This window comes from Candidatus Protofrankia datiscae (assembly GCF_000177615.2).
In the GTDB taxonomy this organism is placed as follows: domain Bacteria; phylum Actinomycetota; class Actinomycetes; order Frankiales; family Frankiaceae; genus Protofrankia; species Protofrankia coriariae.
Genome location: NC_015656.1, coordinates 2,042,083 through 2,061,594, shown reverse-complemented (window position 1 = coordinate 2,061,594; position 19,512 = coordinate 2,042,083). Strand labels below are relative to the sequence as shown.

The window sequence follows — 19,512 nt, the reverse complement described above, 5'->3', positions numbered from 1 at the left end:
TTACGTTGCAACACTGTAAGCGAAAGTAGACGGGAATCGTTCCCGTCATGACCTCGGCCGGACGCGTCATCCGGCTGCCCCTGCCGGCGCCGACGAGCAGCGCGCCTGGGCGTCGCGCTCCGCGCGTAACTGATCTGCCACAGAAAGCTCGCGGCTGCGCAGCAGCAACGCCTTGACTTCGACGGCCGTCTCGCGAGGAGCCGCGAGCAGGGCGGCGGCCAGCTCCTCCACCACCCGGTCGAGCTCGGCGGGGGCGACCAGCCGGTCCACCAGCCCCACCGCCTGGGCCTGTGCGCCGGAAAGCACGCGCCCGGTCACACACAGGTCCAGCGCACGGCTGTAGCCGACCAGGTCGACCAGCGCCCGGGAAACCCCGAGCGCCGGAATGCGGCCATGGCGGACGTCGCCGAAGGACAGGTACGCGTCGTCACGGACAACCCGCAGGTCGCAGGCGAGCGCGAGGTGCAGGGCGTCGACGGCGTACCCGCTGACGACCGCGACGCTGAACAGGTCGGGACGCGACAGCCAGCCGAGCGCGGACTGCCAGCCGGCAGCCGTCCCCATGTCATGGAGTGCCTCGTGGGACGCCTCATGGGGCGCCTGGAATGCCACGTCGCCCGCGGCCGGCCATCGCGCGGCCGTCCCACCGTCGGACTGCCGGCCCGCGAGCCCGCCGTCGGCCGGCCGCTCCGCGAGCGGTCGGCCGTCAATCGGTTGATCACCCGTCAACCGCTCCCCGGCCGCTACGCGGCGACCACCGGTGGGCGGCGACGAGACACCGGTGATCCGAAGGATCACCAGTCGAACGCTGCCGGGCAGGGAGCGTCCGATACCGGCCAGCACGGCGGGCAGCGCGGCGGACGGGCCGGATACGTGCGCACCTGGTTCATCCGCACCTGGTTCATGCACGGTTGGTGCGTACGTGACTGGTACGTGTGCGGTTGGTACATGCACGGTGGCGTGATCCTGACGATCGACGGCGATGGTCGCCCTCGGACCGTCGATCGCCAGCGCCAGACCGACCGCCGCCTGGTCGGCGACGGCCGGCACCGACATGATCAGGCGCTCTTCTTCTTGCTGCCCCGGGTGGCACCGCCGCGACCCCGCAGGGTCGTGCCGGACTCCGAGAGGATGCGGTGAACGAACCCGTACGAACGGCCCGACGACTCGGCGAGAAGACGGATGCTCTGCCCTGCCTCGTACTTCTTCCGAAGCTCTGATGCAAGCTTGTCGCGCTCCGCGCCGGTGATCCGGGTTCCTTTCCTAAGCTCGGCCAATGTGGCCCCCTCCGTGATAGATGATCTGCGAACCGATCTTCACTCAGTTGCGGTGAACGCGCCACTCGAAGCGCATGTGATCCATCACACGATCTCCTTCACAAGCTCGATGCCCCCAGGCGGATCTGTCAAGACTTTCCCTTCCGGGCACCACGGGAACAACAACAGCCACGCACCTGCTCCGACCCATTTCCCTCGTCGGCCAGCGAGAAACTGCGTTCATACCAACATAATGACAACGTTCGCACTCTCTGGCCACTACCGTCCCTGACGGGAACTTCGGCGCGTAACGCCGAACGGCACACCGAACCAGCAGCGGAGCAGCAACGAACCAGCAGCGGCGAAGCGACACCGACACCGACGGACGCCCGCCGAACACCATCCACCGGACACCGCCGAATGAGCGCCGACGGGCCTCTCACGCACCGGTCGAACAGCAAGCCGCCAGCCTGGTTACGGTGCATACGTGGTCATCACGCCGGCGGACCGGGCCTGCCAGTCGGCGTGCCCGTCGCCGGAAATGCGCCCGGCCGCCACCGGCACCAGGCGACGCGCCGCTTCCGCGCCGCCCATCCGTCCCGCGGCGATCGGGATCCGCCCGGCGAACCGGCAACGATATGATCATGTCCTTCCCGCGCCGCACCCGGCCCGCGTCCCCGGGTCACGCTGAAGGTGGCCGACGTTCCGATCACCACCGCGCCGTCGGGCAGCGGGATGGGTGAAAGCGGACGGCCGGGTATCCGGGAACGCATGCGGGACCGGCCGTCCCCCGGCACCGATTCCGCCCAGCCCGCGGAAATCGCGCTGTGGATCGCCGCGATCGCCGGCTGTCTGGGCCTGGCCGCGCTGGCGCGTGCCGCCGCCGGCCAGGGATGGGACCCGCTGCCGGCCGCATTCGGCGGACTGCCGTTCACCGCGGACCGACGCCCCGACGTCTCCCCGGCATCCCTGCTCGCCCCGGCGGTGGCGGCCGTGATCGTCCTCGCGGCCTGGCGCGGCGTCCACACCCGGCTGCGCTGGATCCCGCTTCTCGTCGCCGGCTACGTGGCCGCGTTGGGCTGGGCCGTGGCGCTGGCGGCGGGCAACGCCCACCTGGAGGCGCTGACGGCGGGCAACGCCCGCTCGGGCCCGGCCGACGTGCTCGCGGTCGGCGCGTCCACGGCCAGCGACGGGCACCTGCCGGACCTGGGCGCGGCCGACGCCGACCTGGCGGCCCTGCTGCGGACGTTCACCGAGCACACCGGCGCCGACAGCTACGGCGCGCGGGCCCGCCCCCCCGGGCCGACGCTGCTGGTGTGGGCGCTCGCCCAGCTGGGGATCACCGCGCCGGCAGCCCTCGGTGCCGTCCTGACGGCGCTGGGCGCGGTCACGGTCCCCCTGGTTGCGATCGCGGTCCGGTCGCTGTGCCACGAGGCCGCGGCCCGCCGTCTCCTCCCGGTCCTGGTGCTGGCGCCCTGGGCGCTGTGGACGGCCGCGTCGGTGGACGCGGTGACCGCGGCCGTCGGTGCCGCGTTCGTCACGCTCGGGGTCGTCGGCTCCGAACCGGGACGGCGGCTGTGGTGGGCAGTGGCGTGCGGCCTGTTCTTCGGCGTGGCCACGCTGTTCGACTACGCGATGCCCTGGCTTGGCGCGACGGTCGTCGCCACGTACTTCGTCCGCCGTCGGCCGCTGCTCAACGTGATCACCGGCGGCTGTTTCCTGGTGCCGTTGTCGTTGCTGTCGCTGTGGGGGTTCTCCTGGCCGGACGGGCTGGCCGCAGCCCGCGAGGGGGCCGCCCACACGGCCGCGCGGGCCGGCCTGGCCGGCGCGGCGACGCTTCCGGAGTCGCTCACCCAGCTGCCGGTGGGGCTCGCGGTCGTGCTGGTCGCATGCGGGCCGTTGATCATCCGGGCGGTCCGGCGGATCCGACTCACGCCCGGCTGGCCGTTCCTGGTCGGCGCGGTCCCCGCGGTCCTCTTCGGCGTGCTGACGGGGCTTGCCGCCACGGCGCTGGAGTGGTCCTGGCTGCCGTTCTACTGCTGGCTGGTGGTGCCCGCGCTGGCCCCGGACCCACGCCCGTCCGACCCGGGCGACACCGCCCGTGCCGGCACCCTCCCGCTGGCCCTGACCATCGCCGGCGCCCTCACCGCGCTCATCGCCCAAACCCTCCTCAACACCGCCCCGCCCCTCCCATGAGCTGTCAGATCACGAGAACGAGGGAACAGGTGGTTGCCACAGCAGCCACCTACGTACTCGTCCTCATGATCGTGGCGGGAGGTGCGGGGCTGGTCAGTGGCCTGGTGGGGTGCTGATCCGCGCCGCGGTGGGTTCGTTCACGGCGGGCGGGTCCACCGGTGGGTGGAGGAGGTCCGGTTCCAGGTAGATCCGGTGTGCGATGGGGACCGCGGCGCGCAGCCGGGTCTCGGCGTCGTTGATCACAGCCGCGACGGCGGGTACGGTCAGCTCCACGTCCAGCACGATCTTCGCCGCGACGAGCAGCTCGTCCGGCCCCAGGTGCAGGGTGCGGATGTGGATGACGTCGGTGATGTGCGGGGAGCGCCCGAGGACGTCCCGGATGACCGCGACCGTCGCCGGGGTCGCCGCCTCCCCCACCAGCATCGCCTGGGTCTCCGCCGCGACGATGACGGCCACCACGAGCAGCAGGATCCCGATGGCGAGGGTGCCCGCGCCGTCCCAGATCGGGTCGTCGGTCAGCAGGGTCAGGCCCACGCCGCCCAGGGCGAGCAGGAGGCCGACCAGCGCGGCGAGGTCCTCCAGGAGCACCACCGGCAGCTCAGGGGCACGGGCGGTGCGGATGAAGCCCCACCACGACGCGTCCCCCTTGACCTGCCGGGTCTCGTGGATCGCGGTCCGGAAGGAGAACGCCTCCAGGCCGATCGCCAGCAGCAGGACGACCACCGCCACCACGCCGTTGTCCAGATGGTGCGGGTGGCGCAGCTTCTCCACGCCCTCGTAGACCGAGAACAGCCCGCCCACGCTGAACAGCACGATCCCGACGAGGAAGCCGGCGATGTAGCGGGAGCGGCCGTAGCCGAAGGGGTGCTCCTCGTCGGCCGGCCGGGTGGCGCGCCGCCGGCCGAGCAGGAGCAGGCCCTGGTTGCCCGAGTCCGCGAGCGAGTGGATGGACTCGGCCAGCATCGACGACGACCGGGTGATGAGGAACGCGACGAACTTCGCCAGCGCGATCCCCAGATTGGCCACCAGCGCGGCTACGACCGCCCTGGTACCACCTTCCGCGCTCACGCGACCACCTGACCCATCACTCCCGACGGTTCCCTGACGATCTCTGAACGTTCCCTGGACGCCCTTCGGACGTCCCCTCGGACGTCCCCTGAAGATGCGGCGTCCTCTGAAAATGCTCAGGACGCTTTCCGGACAATGGCGACGTCCGACGCGTCCCCGGCCAGTGTGCCAAGCCGACCCGGTCACCGGCCCGCCGGCCATGGTGGCCACGGCCCGCGGGCCATGATGATCACCGCTTCCGATCTGGTCCGCGGGCGGGCCGGACCGGTTCTCAGGCCAACGTGATCAGCTCGGCGAGGTCCGCCGACCAGGAGTCCTCGACGCCGTCCGGCAGCATCAGGACCTTCTCGGGCGCGAGCGCCTCGACCGCGCCGGGATCGTGGGTCACCAGCACCACCGCGCCCCGGAAGGTGGCCAGCGCCGCCAGCACCTCGTCGCGGGACGCCGGGTCGAGGTTGTTGGTCGGCTCGTCCAGCAGCAGCACGTTGGCGGCGCTGCACACCAGCCCGGCCAGCGCCAGCCGGGTCTTCTCCCCACCGGAGAGGGTGCCGGCCAGCTGGTCGACGCTGTCCCCGCTGAACAGGAAGGCGCCGAGGATGCGGCGCAGCTCCACGTCCGAGGTGCCGGGCGCGGCCGCGCGCATGTTGTCCAGCACCGAGCGGTCGGTGTCGAGGGTCTCGTGCTCCTGGGCGTAGTAGCCCAGCCGCAGCCCGTGGCCGGGGTGGACCGCGCCGGTGTCCGGGGACTCCGCGCCGGCGAGTATCCGCAACAGTGTGGTCTTGCCGGCGCCGTTGAGGCCGAGGACGACGACGCGCGCGCCGCGGTCGATGGCGAGGTCGACCCCGGCGAAGACCTCCAGCGACCCGTAGGACTTCGACAGTCCGGTGGCGGTCAGCGGCGTGCGCCCGCACGGCGCCGGGTCGGGGAAGCGCAGCTTGGCGACCCGGTCGGCGACGCGCACCTCGGCCAGGCCGGCGGCCAGCCGCTCGGCCCGGCGGTCCATCTGGTGGGCCGCGCGGGCCTTGGTCGCCTTGGCCCGCATCTTGTCCGCCTGGGCCTTGAGGGCGTCGATCTTCTTCTCGGCGTTGGCCCGCTCGCGGCGGCGGCGGCGCTCGTCGAGCTCCCGCTGGGACAGGTACGTCTTCCAGTTGACGTTGTAGACGTCCAGGGCGGCGCGGGTGGCGTCGAGGTAGAAGACCTTGTTCACGCAGCGGTCGAGCAGGTCGACGTCGTGGCTGACCACGACCAGCCCGCTGTCGTGGGAGCGCAGGAACTCGCGCAGCCAGACGATCGAGTCGGCGTCGAGGTGGTTGGTGGGCTCGTCGAGCAGCAGGGTCGCCTGGTTGTCGCCGGCCCCGGCGAACAGGATGCGGGCCAGCTCCACCCGGCGGCGCTGGCCGCCGGAGAGCGTCTCGAGCCGCTGGGCGAGCACTCTGTCCTGCAGCCCGAGCGCCGAGCAGATCCGGGCCGCCTCGGCCTCGGCCGCGTACCCGCCGAGCGTGCCGAAACGCTCCTCCAGCCGGCCGTAGCGGCGGATGGCCGTGTCGCGGGCGGTCTCGTCGACCAGCTCGGCCATTTCGACGTGCAGCTTCTCCATCTCGCGCAGCAGCGCGTCGAGACCGCGGGCGGACAGGACGCGATCACGAACGGTGCCGGACGGGTCGCCGCTGCGGGGATCCTGCGGGAGGTAGCCGAGCTCACCGCGGACGTCGATCTTTCCGGCGAACGGCAGTGTCTCGCGGGCCAGCGTCTTCAGCAGCGTCGTCTTGCCCGCCCCGTTGCGTCCGACGAGCCCGATCCGGTCGCCGGGCTGGATACGGAACGACACCGCTTCGATGAGGGTGCGGGCGCCCGCGCGCAGCTCGAGATCGGACGCAGTGATCATTGGTGTACGTAGCCTTCCGGGAACGTCGACGAACGTGGGGCGATCGGCTACCGGCCTACCGGCAGTCGATACTGGCAACCGATTACTGATAATCGACAGCCGGTGACAGCGTGGCGGGCATTGCGCCGCCAGACCCATCGTCTCAGACTACGATCGTCCGATCTCAGACTACGGTTAGCCGCCTGGTACACATCTGTATCCGTCCTGCAACCGACAACCAGGCCACGGCCACCATCAATGATCATTATCGTGCCACCGAAGCCTGAACGCTGTCATGCGGCGGTAACACGGGCAACTTAGGCTCTCCGGATGTGGCGGACCTCTTCGAAGGGTATGCGGCCCAGGCCACACAGGCCTGGGACGAGGTGTTCGAGGCTCCGGACACCCCGCGGCCGCTGTACGCCTCGCTCTACGACGCTCTCCGGCCGCTGAGCAGCAGCGACCTCGCCGCCCGCAAGGCCGCGCTCGACCGGGCGTTCCGGGACGCCGGGATCACCTTCAACCTCTTCGGCGAGGAGCGGCCCTTCCCGTTGGACCTCGTCCCCCGCCTGCTGGACAACTCCGAATGGGACGTCATCGAACGCGGCGTCACCCAGCGTGTCCGGGCGCTGGAGGCGTTCCTCACCGACATCTACGGGCGGGCGGAGGTCCTGGCCGACGGGATCGTCCCCCGCCGGCTGGTGCTCTCCAGCGCGCACTTCCACCGCGCCGCGCACGGCATCGACCCGCCGAACGGGGTTCGCGCGCACGTTAGCGGCATCGACCTGATCCGCGACGAGCAGGGCGGCTTCCGCGTCCTCGAGGACAACGTGCGGGTGCCGTCGGGGGTCAGCTACGTGGTGGAGAACCGGCGGGCGATGACCAGGGTCTTCCCCGAACTGTTCGCCACCCACCGGGTGCGACCGGTCGCGGACTACGCCACCCATCTGCTGCACGCGCTGCGGGCCGCCGCCCCACCCGACGTCGCCGACCCGACCGTGGTCGTGCTGACACCGGGGGTGTACAACCCGGCGTACTTCGAGCACGCCCTGCTCGCCCGGCAGATGGGCGTCGAACTCGTCGAAGGACGAGATCTGACGGTACACAACAACAACGTCACCATGCGCACGACAGAGGGTGACCGGCCCGTCCACGTCGTCTACCGCCGGATCGACGACGACTGGCTGGACCCGCTGCACTTCCGTCCCGAGTCGGTGGTCGGCTGCGCCGGGCTGCTCAATGCCGCCCGGGCCGGCCGGGTCACCATCGCCAACGCGGTCGGCAACGGGGTCGCCGACGACAAGCTGATGTACACCTACGTCCCCGACCTCATCCGGTACTACCTCGGCGAGGAACCGGTCCTGGCCAACGTCGACACCTACCGGCTGGAAGACCCCGACCAGCGCGACCACGTGCTCGGCCACCTCGACGAGCTCGTGCTCAAGCCGGTGGACGGCTCCGGCGGCAAGGGCATCGTCATCGGTGAGCAGGCGTCCGCGGCGGAGCTCGACGCGTTACGACTGAAGATCGAAGCCGACCCGCGTGGCTGGATCGCCCAGCGGGTCGTACGGCTGTCGACCTCGCCCACGCTCGCCGGTGACCGGCTGGGGCCACGGCATGTGGACCTGCGCCCGTTCGCGGTCAACGACGGCCGCCGGGTGTGGGTGCTGCCGGGCGGGCTGACCAGGGTCGCGCTGCCGCGCGGCAGCCTCGTGGTCAACTCCAGCCAGGGCGGCGGCTCCAAGGACACCTGGGTGCTGGCCTCGCCGGAGTCCAGCCGGGAGAGCATCTCGCCGCGCAGCCGGCCGCCGGGCAACGTCCCGCAGGTCGCCGACGGCCCCGACGTCGGCCCGTTCCCCTCCTGCGACCAGCAGCAACAGCAACAGCAGCAACGGGAGGGACCGCAGCCGCGACCGTCCCAGGACGCCGGGCCGGGGCAGGGACAGCGCCAGGAGCCACGGCAGGGACAGTCGGAGCACGGACAGTCACGGTCGGAGACCATTGGTGAGCAGGCCCGCCGCCTGAACGGGCCGGCCGCGTGCTGAGCCGCATCGCCGAGTCGCTGTTCTGGATCGGCCGCTACTCCGAACGCGCCGAGCACACCGCCCGCATCCTCGACGTCCACGTCCAACGGGTGCTGGAGGACCCGTGGCTGGACGAGACCTCGGCCGGCCGGGAACTGCTGGCCGTCATGGGCATGCCCGCGCCCGGCACCGCCGCGGACTCCCGGCAGGTCACCGAACTGCTCGCGTTCGACCCGGGCAACCCGTCCAGCATCACCGGCGCGGTCGGCGCGGCCCGGGAGAACGCCCGCGGCGCCCGCGACGTCATCTCCAGCGAGGTCTGGGAGTGCCTGAACGCGACCTGGAACGACCTGCCGCACTCCGAACAGCTCGCGCGCCGGCTCGGCCCGCACGTGTTCTTCCGCTACATCAGGGAACGGACGGCGATGCTCGCCGGCCTGGTCGACGCCACTCTCGCCCGCGACGACGGCTGGCGCTTCCTCATCCTGGGACGCAGCCTGGAACGGGTCGACATGACCGCTCGGCTGCTGTCGTCGAGCATCAGCGAGGATCCCGCGTCCCAGAGCTGGGTGAGCCTGCTGCGCTCCTGCGGGGCGCACGAAGCGTACCTGCGGACCTACCGGCGGGCCGTGGACGCCGCCCGCGTCGCCGAGTTCCTGCTGCTGGACAGGCTGTTCCCGCGGTCGGTGTACTGGTCGCTGTCGATGGCCGAACAGATCCTCGCCGAGCTCGACGGCACCCGCCGCGAGGCCCGGTTCACCGTGGACGACATGGCCCGCCGCATCGTCGGCCGGGCCCGCACCGAACTTGAGTTCCGCAGCGTGGACGAGTTGGTCGACGACATGCCCGACCTGTTGGTGTCGCTGCAGCGCACCTGCTCCACGGTCAGCGAGGCGGTCACGCACCGCTACTTCGCCCGTAACGCCCCCCGCTCCTGGGCAACCGAGGTACCGGCATGACGGCGCCACGCGACAGCATGCCGTGTGGCGCCGGGCGCGCGGGCCGGCGCCCGGGCCGGGCCGTGACGCATGACGACGGATGCGCCGGCGTGACGGCGAGCGAAAGCCACGCCGGCGTGACGGCGAGCGAGGATGCGGGCAAGGCCGGCGGCCGAACGGGGGTGCGGCGGTGAGCTGGCAGATCCGGATCGAGCACTCCACCGGCTACCGGTACGCGACCCCGGTGCTCTCCTCGTACAACGAGGCCCGGCTCATCCCGCAGACCTCCGCCGGCCAGCTCACGCTGGAGGCCACCGTGCGCACCGAGCCGACAGCGGCCACCTACCGTTACTGGGACTACTGGGGCACGCAGGTCACCGCGTTCGACCTGCACACCCCGCACACCGAGCTCGTCGTCACCGGCCGTTCGGTGGTACGCACCGCCCCCGCCCGGCCGGGACCGGACGACGGGCCGAACTGGCAGGCCCTCACCGACGAGTCGACCACGGACCGTTTCGTCGAGTTCATCCGTCCGGGCCGCTTCACCGCGGACCATCCGGAGCTTGCCGAGACGGCCCGCGAACTCGCCGCGCGCCACACCCCGGCCGAGTTCGTCCCGGCCGTCGGCGAATGGGTTCGGCAACGCCTGACCTACCGGCCCGGCACGACCGGCGTGCACACGTCCGCGGTGGACGCCTGGCAGCAGGGCGAAGGCGTCTGCCAGGACTTCGCCCACCTGGCTCTGGTGCTGCTGCGGGCCGTTGGCCTACCGGCCCGGTACGTCTCCGGCTACCTGCACCCGTCCACGGATGCCACGATCGGCGAGACCGTCGTCGGCCAGAGCCACGCCTGGGTGGAGGGCTGGCTCGGCGACTGGTGGGGCTTCGACCCGACCAACGGTGTCCCCGCCGGGCAACAACACGTGGTCGTGGCCCGCGGCCGGGACTACAACGACGTCCCGCCCCTGCTCGGTGTCTACTCCGGCGGCGCCTCAACCTCCCTGGGCGTAACCGTAGCCGTCACCCGCCTGAGCTAGAGCGTGTCTGACGGATGTTCGATTGTTCGATCGCGCGAGCAGCCCCACACGACCACCTGCGGCATGGTCGCAGTAACCCGCAACTCCAGCACCACAGAACGCCCCCACCCACCCCCACCAAGAAAACCCGCAAACTCCCAACGTTGCGTCAGATCACGCGGTTGAGTGTGTAAGTGGCTGCTCTCTCCCCTCCAGACCACTTACACACTCGTTCCCGCGAAGGGACCGCTTGCCTGGAGTGGAGGGTTCCCACTTTCGTGGACAGTCCTAACTATGCAGCACGAAGTGTTTGTCCGTCAAATTCTTCCTCGAACTCGACAGGCGTGAGATAGCCGATCGAGGAGTGCAACCGCTGCCGGTTGTAGTAGATCTCGACATATTCGAAGATCCCCGCCCGGACGCGGTCTATGGTATCGAACGGGTGGAGGTGGACGAACTCCTTCTTGAGGGTGGCCCAGAAGGACTCCGCCGCGGCGTTGTCGAAACAGATCCCGGTACGGCCGACGGAGTTTCGGACGTTGTTGTCGCGACAGAAGGCGACGAACTCACGGCTGGTGTACTGACCGCCTCGGTCGGCGTGGAATATGACGCCGCCGGGTGGCCGCCGGCGGGTGACGGCCATACGAAGCGCGTCGAGAACGAGTTCGGTGCGCATGTGATCGGCGACCGCCCAGCCGACGATCTTCCGAGAGAACGCGTCGATGACGGAGGCCATGTACACCCAGCCATCCCAGGTGCGAATATATGTTATGTCGCCGTACCACAACTGGTTCGGTGCGGACGCGGCGAAGTCTTGGCCGACAAGATCAGGCAGCGATGAGGAGTCCGCGGCCTGCACCGTCGTCACCGGCCGGCGGGGACGCGGATGCACGCTGACCAGGCCCATCGTCGCCATCAGCCGCTGGACCCGCTTGTAGGCGACGGCGACGCCCTGGCGGCGGATCTCGTGGAAGATCCGCCGCACGCCGTACCGCCCCTCGTGACGGTCGAAAACAGCTCTGATCATGGTCGACAAGGTGGCGTCGTCCTTCTCCCTCCGAGACGGGCCGCGTTTCTTCCACGCATAGTAGCCCTGTCGGGACACGTCGAGTTTCTTGCACATGTAGTCGACGGGAAAGGTGTTCGCGCCGTCGGCGGACACAGGCTTCTTCGGAGCGTGTATCGAGATGAACTCGAACTTTACTTCTGCTCGCTCGCGAAGAAGCTCGCCGCTTTTTTTAGGAAGGCGATGTCCATCTGCGCCTGCGCGTACTTCTTCCGGAGCTCCTCAAGTTCCGCGCGCTCCGACACCGACAGCGGCCGCTCCTCGGTCTCGCCGTTCTCCTTCGCCTTCTTCACCCAGTTTCCCAACGTGGTCTCGTGGATACCCAGACTCTTCGCGACCTCGGTCACCGACCGGCCCGAGTCGAGCACCAACCTTACTGCCTCGGATTTGTACTCCTGGGTGAACTTCCGGCGAGCTGACCCCATGACGCTCCTTCCCTATGGACAGCGAACCTCAGGTTCGCTGTCCACGGAAGCGGGATCACTCCAACTCCAGAGGGCTTGCCAGGAGGCGGAGGGTGGCGGCTGCGGCAGGGGCGGGGCTGTCGGATGGTGGATGATCGTGGGAGACTGAGCGAGTAGGTCGAGCTGACGAGTAGGGCGCGCCGGTGGGAGGAGGGAGCCTGTGAGCGTCGTATTCGCCGAGCATGTTGGCCCGTGGACGATCGCGGACGTCGAGGCCATCCCCGACACCGGCGACCGTTCCCGGTACGAGCTGCTTACATCGGGCGTCCTGACGGTGAGCCCGGCTCCTGGAATCTCGCATCAACGAACGTCACGGCGGTTGGCGAACCTGCTCGACGTCGCGGTATCGGCCGCCGGCGCGGCCGTGGAAGTGCTGGAAGCGGTGAACGTGGAGGCGCCCGGCGGCCGGTTGGCTGTGCCGGACATCGCCATCGTCGAACGGAAGTTCGCGGCCACCGACCCGACCCGCTACCCGGTGGGCACCGTGCTGGCGGTCGTCGAGATCGTGTCGCCCGGCAGCGAGCCGCAGGACCAGGTGATCAAACCGCGGCTCTACGCGGACGCCGGCATTGCCGTGTACTGGCGGTTCGAGCTGACGCCGAAACCGCACATCATCGCCTCCCAGCTCCGGCGCGGCCGGTTCGTCCACACGGTCACCGCCCCAGCCGGCGAGCGGACGACGATCCTCCACCCGTTCCCGGTCGACCTCGACCCTGCCGAACTGGCTCGGCAGTAACCGCGCAGCGACGCTGCCAGCTTGCCCGGAACAGCCCGGCGGCCTGGCCGGAAGGCCGGAGGCGACGCGCGAAAAGCATGATCTGAAGCCGCCGGTCTCCAGCGACCGACGGCTCAGGCCACCGACAGGGTCAGCCGGGGCCGGTGGCGACGGGGCGGGTGGGGTCGGAGGACCAGGCTGACCAGGAGCCGGGGAAGAGGGCCGCGTCGATCCCAGCCACGGCGAGCGCGGCGATCTGGTGGGCCGCCGTCACCCCGGATCCGCAGTAGACGCCAACCGACCGCGTGTCACCGGCACCGAGCGCGGTGAAGCGGGCGCGCAGCAGATCCTCGGACAGGAAGTGCCCGCCGCCGTCCAGGTTCTCCCCGGTCGGCGCGCTGACCGCGCCGGGGATGTGCCCGGCGCGCGGGTCGACCGGCTCCACCTCGCCGCGGTAGCGCTCCGGCGCGCGGGCGTCGAGCAGGACACCCGCGCCGGCCAAGTGGGCGGCGCCGTCGGCGTCGAGCACCGGCAGATGCCCCGCGGCGAGCACGACGTCCCCGGACGCCGGGACGGTCTCGCCGGTCTCGAGCGGGAAGCCGGCCTCCCGCCAGGCGGTCAGGGCGCCGTCGAGGATGCGCACGTCGGCCACGCCCGCCCAGCGCAGCAGCCACCATGCCCGGGCCGCCGCCTGCCCGCCGTTGTCGTCGTAGGCCACCACCGGCCGCCCGGCGGTCAGCCCCCAGGCCCGGGCCGAGTGTTGCAGCGCGGCGATGTCGGGCAGCGGGTGCCGGCCGGCGGTCCCGCCCGGCATGGCGGCGAGCTCGGTGTCGAGGTCGACGTAGACCGCGCCCGGCAGATGCCCGTCCCGGTAGTGCTCGCGGCCGTGCGGATCACCGAGAGCCCAGCGGACGTCGAGCAGCAGCGGGGGCGTGGCCGACGACAGTTCGTCGTGCAACCTCTTGGCATCGACGAGCACCGCCGACCGGCCGGATCGGTCAGAGTAGCCGGCCGCACCGACCGCCTCGACGGGTTCGCCGCCCACCTCGGGGCTCTCACCAGCCACCACGTGCACTCACCTTCCGTCGCATCCTGTTCGCTGGTCGTCCGACGGACCTGCCAGCCGTCACAGTATCTTCGCCTGCCGTCGATCTTCGTCTGTCGTCGCGGCGGATTCGCCGGCCTTCCCGCCGGCCGCGACACCTACGGGCTCCTCCCGGCTCCGGCCGGGCCCGCTCAAGGTCCTGCCGGCGTCCCGCCCGCTCCCGGCGGGGGCTCGTCCGCCGCCCCGCCCGATGTCCCGGCCGGCCGGGCGGCCGCGGCCAGCGCGGCGGCGAAACGTTGCCCGGGAATGGCGCCGAGCAGCTCACGGGTGTGCTCCTGCTCGGGTGCGGCGAACACGGCCGCGGTCGAACCGCTCTCGACGACCCGGCCGCGGTGCAGCACCGCGACCTCATGCGAAATCTGGGCGACGACCGCCAGATCATGGGAAATGAAGAAGTAGCTGACCCCGAGCTCCTGCTGCAGCCCGGTGAGCAGCCCCAGGATCTGGTCCTGCACCGAGACGTCGAGCGCGGAGACGGGCTCGTCGAGGAAGACCAGCTCGGGCCCGAGCGCGAGCGCCCGGGCGATCGCCACCCGCTGGCGCTGCCCGCCCGAGAGCTCCCTCGGCCTGCGCTCGCGGAAATCCGCCGGCAGAGCGACCTGGTCGAGCAGCTCACGGACCCGGGCGGCCCGGCTGGCCCGGTTACCGATCCGGAAGGAGACCAGGGGTTCGGCGATGCTCTCCTCGACGCTGAACCGCGGGTCCAGCGAGGAGTACGGGTTCTGGTGCACGAGCTGGAACCGCCGGCGCAGCGGCCGCAGCTGCGACCAGCCGGCGGCGGTGATGTCCTTCCCGTCCAGCAGCACCCGTCCGCTGGTGGGCTTGTCCAGGCCCATGGCGATACGCAGCGCGGTGGTCTTACCCGATCCCGACTCGCCGACCAGGCCCAGGGTCTGCCCGGCCCGCACCGAGAGCGTGACGTCCTCCAGCGCCCGGAAGACCCGATCGCCGCCGGACGTCCTGGGCAGGCGGAAGTCCTTGGTGACGGCCTCCAGCCGCAGGATCTCCGATGCCGGGGCGACCTCGGTGAAGCGGGGGACGACGTGCCCGGAGTGCGACAGCGCCGGGGCGACCTCGATGAGGTGCCGGGTGTACGGGTCACGGGGGGCGAGCAGGATCGACTCCGGATCGCCGCGCTCGACCACCCGTCCGTGCTGCATGACGATCACGCGGTCGGCGCGGTCGGCGGCGACCCCGAGATCGTGGGTGATGATCAACAGGGAGGTGCCCGTCTCGGCGACGAGACGCCCGAGATGGTCGAGGATCGTGCGCTGCACGGTGACGTCCAGCGCGCTCGTCGGCTCGTCGGCGACGATGAGGCGGGGATGCCCGGCCAGCGCGATGGCGATGAGCACCCGCTGCCGCATGCCGCCAGAGAGCTCGTGCGGGTACTGCCGGGCGCGCAGCACCGGCTCGTCCAGCCCCGCCCGTTCCAGGGCCTCGATCACCTCAGCGGACACCAGTCGCCTGTCCACGCCGCGTCGGCGGACGGCCTCGGCCACCTGGCCGCCGACGCGCATCGTCGGGTTGAGGCCGACCATCGGATCCTGCGGGACGAGCCCGACGACGTTGCCGCGGATCGCCCGCAGGGTGCGTTCACGGGCTGTGGTGATGTCGGTGCCGGCCACCCGGATCGAACCCGCGACGATCTGCCCGTTGGCCGGCAGCAGCCCCAGGATGGCGTTGGCGGTGGTGGTCTTGCCCGAGCCGGACTCGCCGACCACGGCCACGGTCTCGCCGGGCGCGATCGCGAGGTCCAGGCCGTCGACCGCGAGGGCCGTCCGCCCCCGGCTGCGGTAGCCGACCGACAGCCCGGACAGTTCCACGATGTTCGCGCCAGCCTCCTCGCTCACGCCGTCCCCGGTTCGCCGCGTCGCTCCCTCGTTCACGACCGCACCTCCTCCAGGGTTCGGGCGACGTGGTTGAGGCTGAAGACGACCAGGCCGACGAACAGGCCCGGCAGCAGCGACAACCATGGGCTGGTGACCAGGTAGTTACGGCCGCTGGAGATCAGCGTCCCCCACTCGGCGGCGGGCGGCGGGGCCCCGAAGCCCAGGAAGCTCAGCGAGGAGATGCTCAGCACGGCCGTGCCGAAGTCGAGGATGGCGAGCACCATCACCGGGCCCCACGAGTTCGGCAGGACGTGCCGCCACATCACCCTGATCCATGAGGCGCCGCCGGTGCGTGCGGCTTCGACGTACGCCTGTCCCTTGACCCGGAACACCTCCGCCCGGGTCGTGCGCGCGAACCCCGGCATGATGCCCACCGAGACGGCGATCGCCATCGGCAGCATCCCGAAGCCCAGCGCGGTGACGATCGCCAGCGCCAGCAGGAGCAGCGGGAGGGCGAGCGCGACGTCGACCGTGCGCATGAGCAGGCTGTCGATCCATCCGCCCAGGAACCCGGCGACGACCCCGAGCGCCAGCCCGGCCACGATCGCGATCAGAACGGCTCCCCCGGTGCTCCTGATCGTGAGGGTCGAGCCGTGGAGGACCCGGGAGAACAGGTCCCGGCCCAGTTCGTCGGTGCCGAAGAGATGGTCCAGGCCCGGTCCGCGCAGCTTCTCCGCCGGTGCGGTCGCGGTCGGGTCGTACGAGGTGAACGCCCCGGGGAACAGGCCCGAGACCACGACGAACGCGATGAACGCGGCGGCGAGGACGAACCCCGGCCGGCGCAGGAACGGCCGCACCACCTCGAACACCGCGGACCGCCGGAGGCGTCCGCCCGCCGGATGCCGCTCACCGGTGTGGCCGCCGCCGGTATCCGCTCGGGTGGGCCCGGTGTCGGTGACGGGCGCGGTACCGCCCGCGGCCGACGCCGGGCCCACGGCGGGGGCCGGGGCCGGCGGGACACCCGGAGCGGCCTGCTCCGAGCCTTTGACCAGGATGTTCTCGGACATGATTCCTGCCTCAGTGACCCTAGGTGACCCGGGCCGTGTGGGCGACACGAGGGTCGAGGAACGCATAGAGCAGGTCGACGACCAGATTGACAGCGACGAAGATCGCCGCCGCGATGACGATGACGGCCTGGACGACGGGCACGTCCTGGCCGATGACGGCCTGCTGGGCCAACTGGCCGATCCCGTTGCGGGAGAAGACGGTCTCGACGACGACCGCGTTGGTCACCGTGTAGCCGACGAGCACGCCCAGCAGGGTGAGCGCGGGCAGGGCCGCGTTGCGGAACGCGTGCCGCAGCTGAATGGCCCAGCGGGACAGCCCCTTGGCCCTGGCGGTGACGATGTACGGCTCCTGCCAGGTGTCGCCGAGGCTGCGGATGAGCACCTGGGCGAGCATCGCCGACCCGGGAAGCGCCAGGGTGACCCCGGGCAGCACCACGCTGCGCCATCCCTCACTGCCCCTGGCCGGGAACCAGCCGAGGGAGAAGGCGAACACCTGGATGAGCAGCAGCCCGACGAAGAACGTCGGTAGTGAGATGCCCACCGCGGGCAGCCGGCTGAGCAGCACCCGGGCCGGCCGCCACTGGACGTAGGAGGCCAGGTAGGCCAGCCCGACGCCGAACACCAGGAAGAGCCCGACTGAGACCAGGGTCAGCACGATGGTCGAGGGCAGCCGGTCGGAGACGAGCCTGCCGACGGAGACGTTCTGGGTGAGCGACATGCCGAAGTTGAGGTGCAGGGCGTCCCACAGCCGGCCGAAGTACTGCGTGAGCACGGGCTCGTCGAGCCCATACCGCGCCTCCATGGCGTGCAGCTGGTCCGGGGTGAGCTGGCTGACGTCGACTCCGCCGGCGGCGAGCTGCAGGGTGATCGGGTCGCTCGGCAGCACGTGCAGGATGACGAAGGTGACCGTGTAGGCCGCCCAGAGCACCAGCAGTGCCTGGGCGAACCTACCGGCGAGATATCTGAGCATCATGACCGTCTCGGCGTTCTCAGCATTCTCGGTGTTCTCGGCATCATGACCGCCAGGTCACTTCGACAGCCAGATGTCGTTGGCGCGCAGGAAGCTCTCGGAGGTCCAGGCGAACCCGTGGACCTTGTTCGACAGCCCGACCACCTGCACCCGGTCGTAGGTCGGGAAGACGACCCCGTGGTCGATCAGGTAGTCCTGCAGATCCTTGTACGCCGCGGCGCGCCGGGCCGGGTCGATCGTGTTCAGCCCGCGGGCGAACAGCCTGCTGACCTCGGCGGCTGTGGCGTCGTCCTGGGAGTACACGGTGGCGTAGTTCTTCGAGACGGCCCGGTCGAGGGTCGAGCCGAGCACGCTCGGGTCGCCGCGGGTCAGGTAGCTGCCCGCGAGGTCGAACTCACCAGCGGTGGTCAGCTGGGTGTACTGCGCGTTGGTTAGGACCTTGAGCTGGAGGTCGACGCCGCTCTTCTTGAGCTGGTCCTGGAGCAGCTGTTCGCCAGGGGTCGAGGAGATGATGAGGTAGGTCAGCGTCAGCTTCCGGCCGTCCTTGTAGCGGTAGCCGTCCGAGCCCTTGGCCCAGCCGGCGCTGTCCAGCAGCGCGGCCGCCCCGGCCGGGTCGTGGGCGAGCTTGGCGGACAGGTCCGCCGCGTACGGCGTCGTCGAGTCGTACGGCCCCTTCACCACCGGGTAGCCGTCCCAGTACACGGTGGACGCGTAGCTTTTCAGGTCGATCGCCTTGTACAGCGCCTGGCGCACCTTCAGGTCGGCCAGCGGGCCGCCCCTGTTGACGTTGGGCACGATCTGCGCGCTGATGCCGGGCAGGGAGCGTGTCTCGATGACGCCGTTCGCGGCCTTGATGACCTCCTGGTCGGCGGAGGTGATCGGCAGCCGCGGCCAGGCGACGTCGATGGTGCCGGTGGTCAGGCTGCCCACCCGGACGCTGTCCTCGGCGATGTAGCTGACGTCGATGCCGTCGAGGTACGCGTCACCCTGGTTCTTCACCAGCGCGCTCGGCCACGCGTAACCCGCGCGCCGGCTGAGCTTGATCGCCTTGGTGACGTTGTAGCTGTCGAGCACGAACTGTCCTGAGCCGATGACCTTGCCCGCGCAGCGGGCCTCGGCGGTCTCCTTGTAGGTGGCCGGCGAGAGGATCGCCAGGGTGGTGGTGGACGTCGCCTGGAGGAACGCCGCGTTGGGCGCGCTGAAGTTCACCTTGACCGTCTGCGGGTCGACGACGGTCGACGACTCGTAGCCGGCGAGGTAGGTCACGCCCAGGGTCGACTTGGCGCCGAGGCCGCGCACCCCGTCGAGGGCCGTCTTCACCGCGGACGCGTCGAGCGGCGTGCCGTCGCTGAAGGTGACGCCCTTGCGCAGGGTGAAGGTGTACTCGCGGGCGTCGGGGCTGGCCGTCCAGCTCGTGGCGAGCCACGGGACGATCTCACCGGTCCTGGGGTCCTGGTCGGTCAGCGAGTCGGCGAAGTTGCGGTCGATGCTGCGGCTTTCGATCCAGTACACCTGGTTGGGGTCGATGCAGCCCTGGAAGTCCGCCCAGAAGGCGATCTTCAGCCGGCCGCCCGGCACGGGCTGCGCGTTGTCGGCGTTCGTACCACTCCCGCCGTCCCCGCCCCCACAGGCGGCCAGGAAGGCGACGGTGAGGAGGGAGACGGTCGCCGCCCGCCAGCGCGGGCCGCGTCGGCCCGCGCTGTTTCCGTCGGCGCTGCCGCTGATATTTCTGTCGGTGTCCTCGCCACTTCGGCGACGCCACGATACGGCCATCAGGATATGACTCCCAGAGTTGTCTTCCGTGAACAGGTCAGGTGGATTCCGGAATTCCGGAACCGGTCGAACAGGGAACGGTTTCGTGGTGGCGGCCGCACGCCACGGGTTGTGAGTGCAGGTGTGGCTGCTGCCGGGTGCGGTCCGGGCTGCTGCCGG

The 19,512-nt window shown here is 70.7% G+C and carries 15 protein-coding genes and 1 pseudogene; 5 read left to right on the top strand and 11 right to left on the bottom strand.

What is annotated here, in order from left to right:
* Positions 1-66: 66 nt before the first annotated feature.
* Together FSYMDG_RS26795 and FSYMDG_RS08525 are read right to left on the bottom strand one after the other, a co-directional pair.
* Positions 67-909, bottom strand: a complete 843-nt coding sequence (locus FSYMDG_RS26795) for an enoyl-CoA hydratase/isomerase family protein (RefSeq protein ID WP_165001410.1) — start codon at positions 907-909, stop codon at positions 67-69.
* A gap of 149 nt (positions 910-1,058) precedes the next feature.
* Positions 1,059-1,277 carry a helix-turn-helix domain-containing protein gene (locus tag FSYMDG_RS08525; RefSeq protein ID WP_013873150.1) on the bottom strand — a complete coding sequence of 73 codons (219 nt, stop codon included), beginning with the start codon at positions 1,275-1,277 and terminating at the stop codon, positions 1,059-1,061.
* A gap of 672 nt (positions 1,278-1,949) precedes the next feature.
* On the opposite strand from FSYMDG_RS08525, the gene FSYMDG_RS08520 reads away from it, so the two are divergent.
* The gene (locus FSYMDG_RS08520) at positions 1,950-3,452 is read left to right on the top strand and encodes a hypothetical protein (RefSeq protein WP_050803415.1); all 1,503 of its coding nucleotides are present in this window, start codon (positions 1,950-1,952) and stop codon (positions 3,450-3,452) included.
* Between the two features lie 93 nt (positions 3,453-3,545).
* Here the strand turns inward: FSYMDG_RS08520 and FSYMDG_RS08515 are convergent, their stop codons facing one another.
* Positions 3,546-4,520: a cation diffusion facilitator family transporter gene (locus tag FSYMDG_RS08515; RefSeq protein WP_013873147.1), complete on the bottom strand. Its 975-nt coding sequence runs from the start codon at positions 4,518-4,520 to the stop codon at positions 3,546-3,548.
* A 271-nt stretch (positions 4,521-4,791) separates the two neighbouring features.
* Positions 4,792-6,405: an ABC-F family ATP-binding cassette domain-containing protein gene (locus FSYMDG_RS08510; RefSeq protein ID WP_013873146.1), complete on the bottom strand. Its 1,614-nt coding sequence runs from the start codon at positions 6,403-6,405 to the stop codon at positions 4,792-4,794.
* Between the two features lie 311 nt (positions 6,406-6,716).
* Here FSYMDG_RS08510 and FSYMDG_RS08505 point away from each other — a divergent pair, with 311 nt between their 5' ends.
* The 3 genes from FSYMDG_RS08505 to FSYMDG_RS08495 all read left to right on the top strand — a co-directional run bounded on the left by FSYMDG_RS08505 (position 6,717) and on the right by FSYMDG_RS08495 (position 10,382).
* The gene (locus FSYMDG_RS08505; RefSeq protein WP_013873145.1) at positions 6,717-8,429 is read left to right on the top strand and encodes a circularly permuted type 2 ATP-grasp protein; all 1,713 of its coding nucleotides are present in this window, start codon (positions 6,717-6,719) and stop codon (positions 8,427-8,429) included.
* Positions 8,423-9,367 carry an alpha-E domain-containing protein gene (locus tag FSYMDG_RS08500; protein WP_013873144.1) on the top strand — a complete coding sequence of 315 codons (945 nt, stop codon included), beginning with the start codon at positions 8,423-8,425 and terminating at the stop codon, positions 9,365-9,367. Before FSYMDG_RS08505 ends, FSYMDG_RS08500 begins: the two co-directional genes overlap by 7 nt.
* A 169-nt stretch (positions 9,368-9,536) precedes the next feature.
* Positions 9,537-10,382, top strand: coding sequence for a transglutaminase family protein (locus FSYMDG_RS08495; RefSeq protein ID WP_013873142.1), 846 nt, complete (start codon positions 9,537-9,539; stop codon positions 10,380-10,382).
* Between the two features lie 271 nt (positions 10,383-10,653).
* Here the strand turns inward: FSYMDG_RS08495 and FSYMDG_RS08490 are convergent, their stop codons facing one another.
* Together FSYMDG_RS08490 and FSYMDG_RS28165 are read right to left on the bottom strand one after the other, a co-directional pair.
* Entirely contained in the window at positions 10,654-11,544 is an 891-nt protein-coding gene (locus FSYMDG_RS08490; protein ID WP_237703101.1) for an IS3 family transposase, read from the bottom strand.
* Positions 11,545-11,561: 17 nt separating this feature from the next.
* A complete protein-coding gene (locus tag FSYMDG_RS28165; protein ID WP_043602641.1) occupies positions 11,562-11,852 on the bottom strand; it encodes a transposase in 291 nt (96 codons plus the stop codon).
* Between the two features lie 199 nt (positions 11,853-12,051).
* On the opposite strand from FSYMDG_RS28165, the gene FSYMDG_RS08480 reads away from it, so the two are divergent.
* On the top strand, positions 12,052-12,627 hold the full coding sequence (locus FSYMDG_RS08480) for a Uma2 family endonuclease (RefSeq protein WP_013873141.1): 576 nt from the start codon (positions 12,052-12,054) through the stop codon (positions 12,625-12,627).
* Positions 12,628-12,757: 130 nt separating this feature from the next.
* On the opposite strand, the pseudogene FSYMDG_RS08475 reads toward FSYMDG_RS08480, so the two are convergent.
* From FSYMDG_RS08475 to FSYMDG_RS08455, 5 genes and pseudogenes are all read right to left on the bottom strand, one after another.
* Positions 12,758-13,597 (bottom strand): annotated as a pseudogene (locus FSYMDG_RS08475) (sulfurtransferase); the annotation flags it as partial.
* A gap of 245 nt (positions 13,598-13,842) precedes the next feature.
* Positions 13,843-15,600 carry a dipeptide ABC transporter ATP-binding protein gene (locus tag FSYMDG_RS08470; protein ID WP_013873139.1) on the bottom strand — a complete coding sequence of 586 codons (1,758 nt, stop codon included), beginning with the start codon at positions 15,598-15,600 and terminating at the stop codon, positions 13,843-13,845.
* Positions 15,597-16,610, bottom strand: coding sequence for an ABC transporter permease (locus FSYMDG_RS08465; protein WP_013873138.1), 1,014 nt, complete (start codon positions 16,608-16,610; stop codon positions 15,597-15,599). The genes FSYMDG_RS08470 and FSYMDG_RS08465 overlap by 4 nt, the downstream gene beginning before the upstream one ends.
* Before the next feature lie 19 nt (positions 16,611-16,629).
* Entirely contained in the window at positions 16,630-17,580 is a 951-nt protein-coding gene (locus FSYMDG_RS08460) for an ABC transporter permease (RefSeq protein ID WP_043605455.1), read from the bottom strand.
* 57 nt (positions 17,581-17,637) lie between these two features.
* Positions 17,638-19,353, bottom strand: a complete 1,716-nt coding sequence (locus tag FSYMDG_RS08455; protein ID WP_013873136.1) for an ABC transporter substrate-binding protein — start codon at positions 19,351-19,353, stop codon at positions 17,638-17,640.
* Positions 19,354-19,512 lie beyond the last annotated feature (159 nt).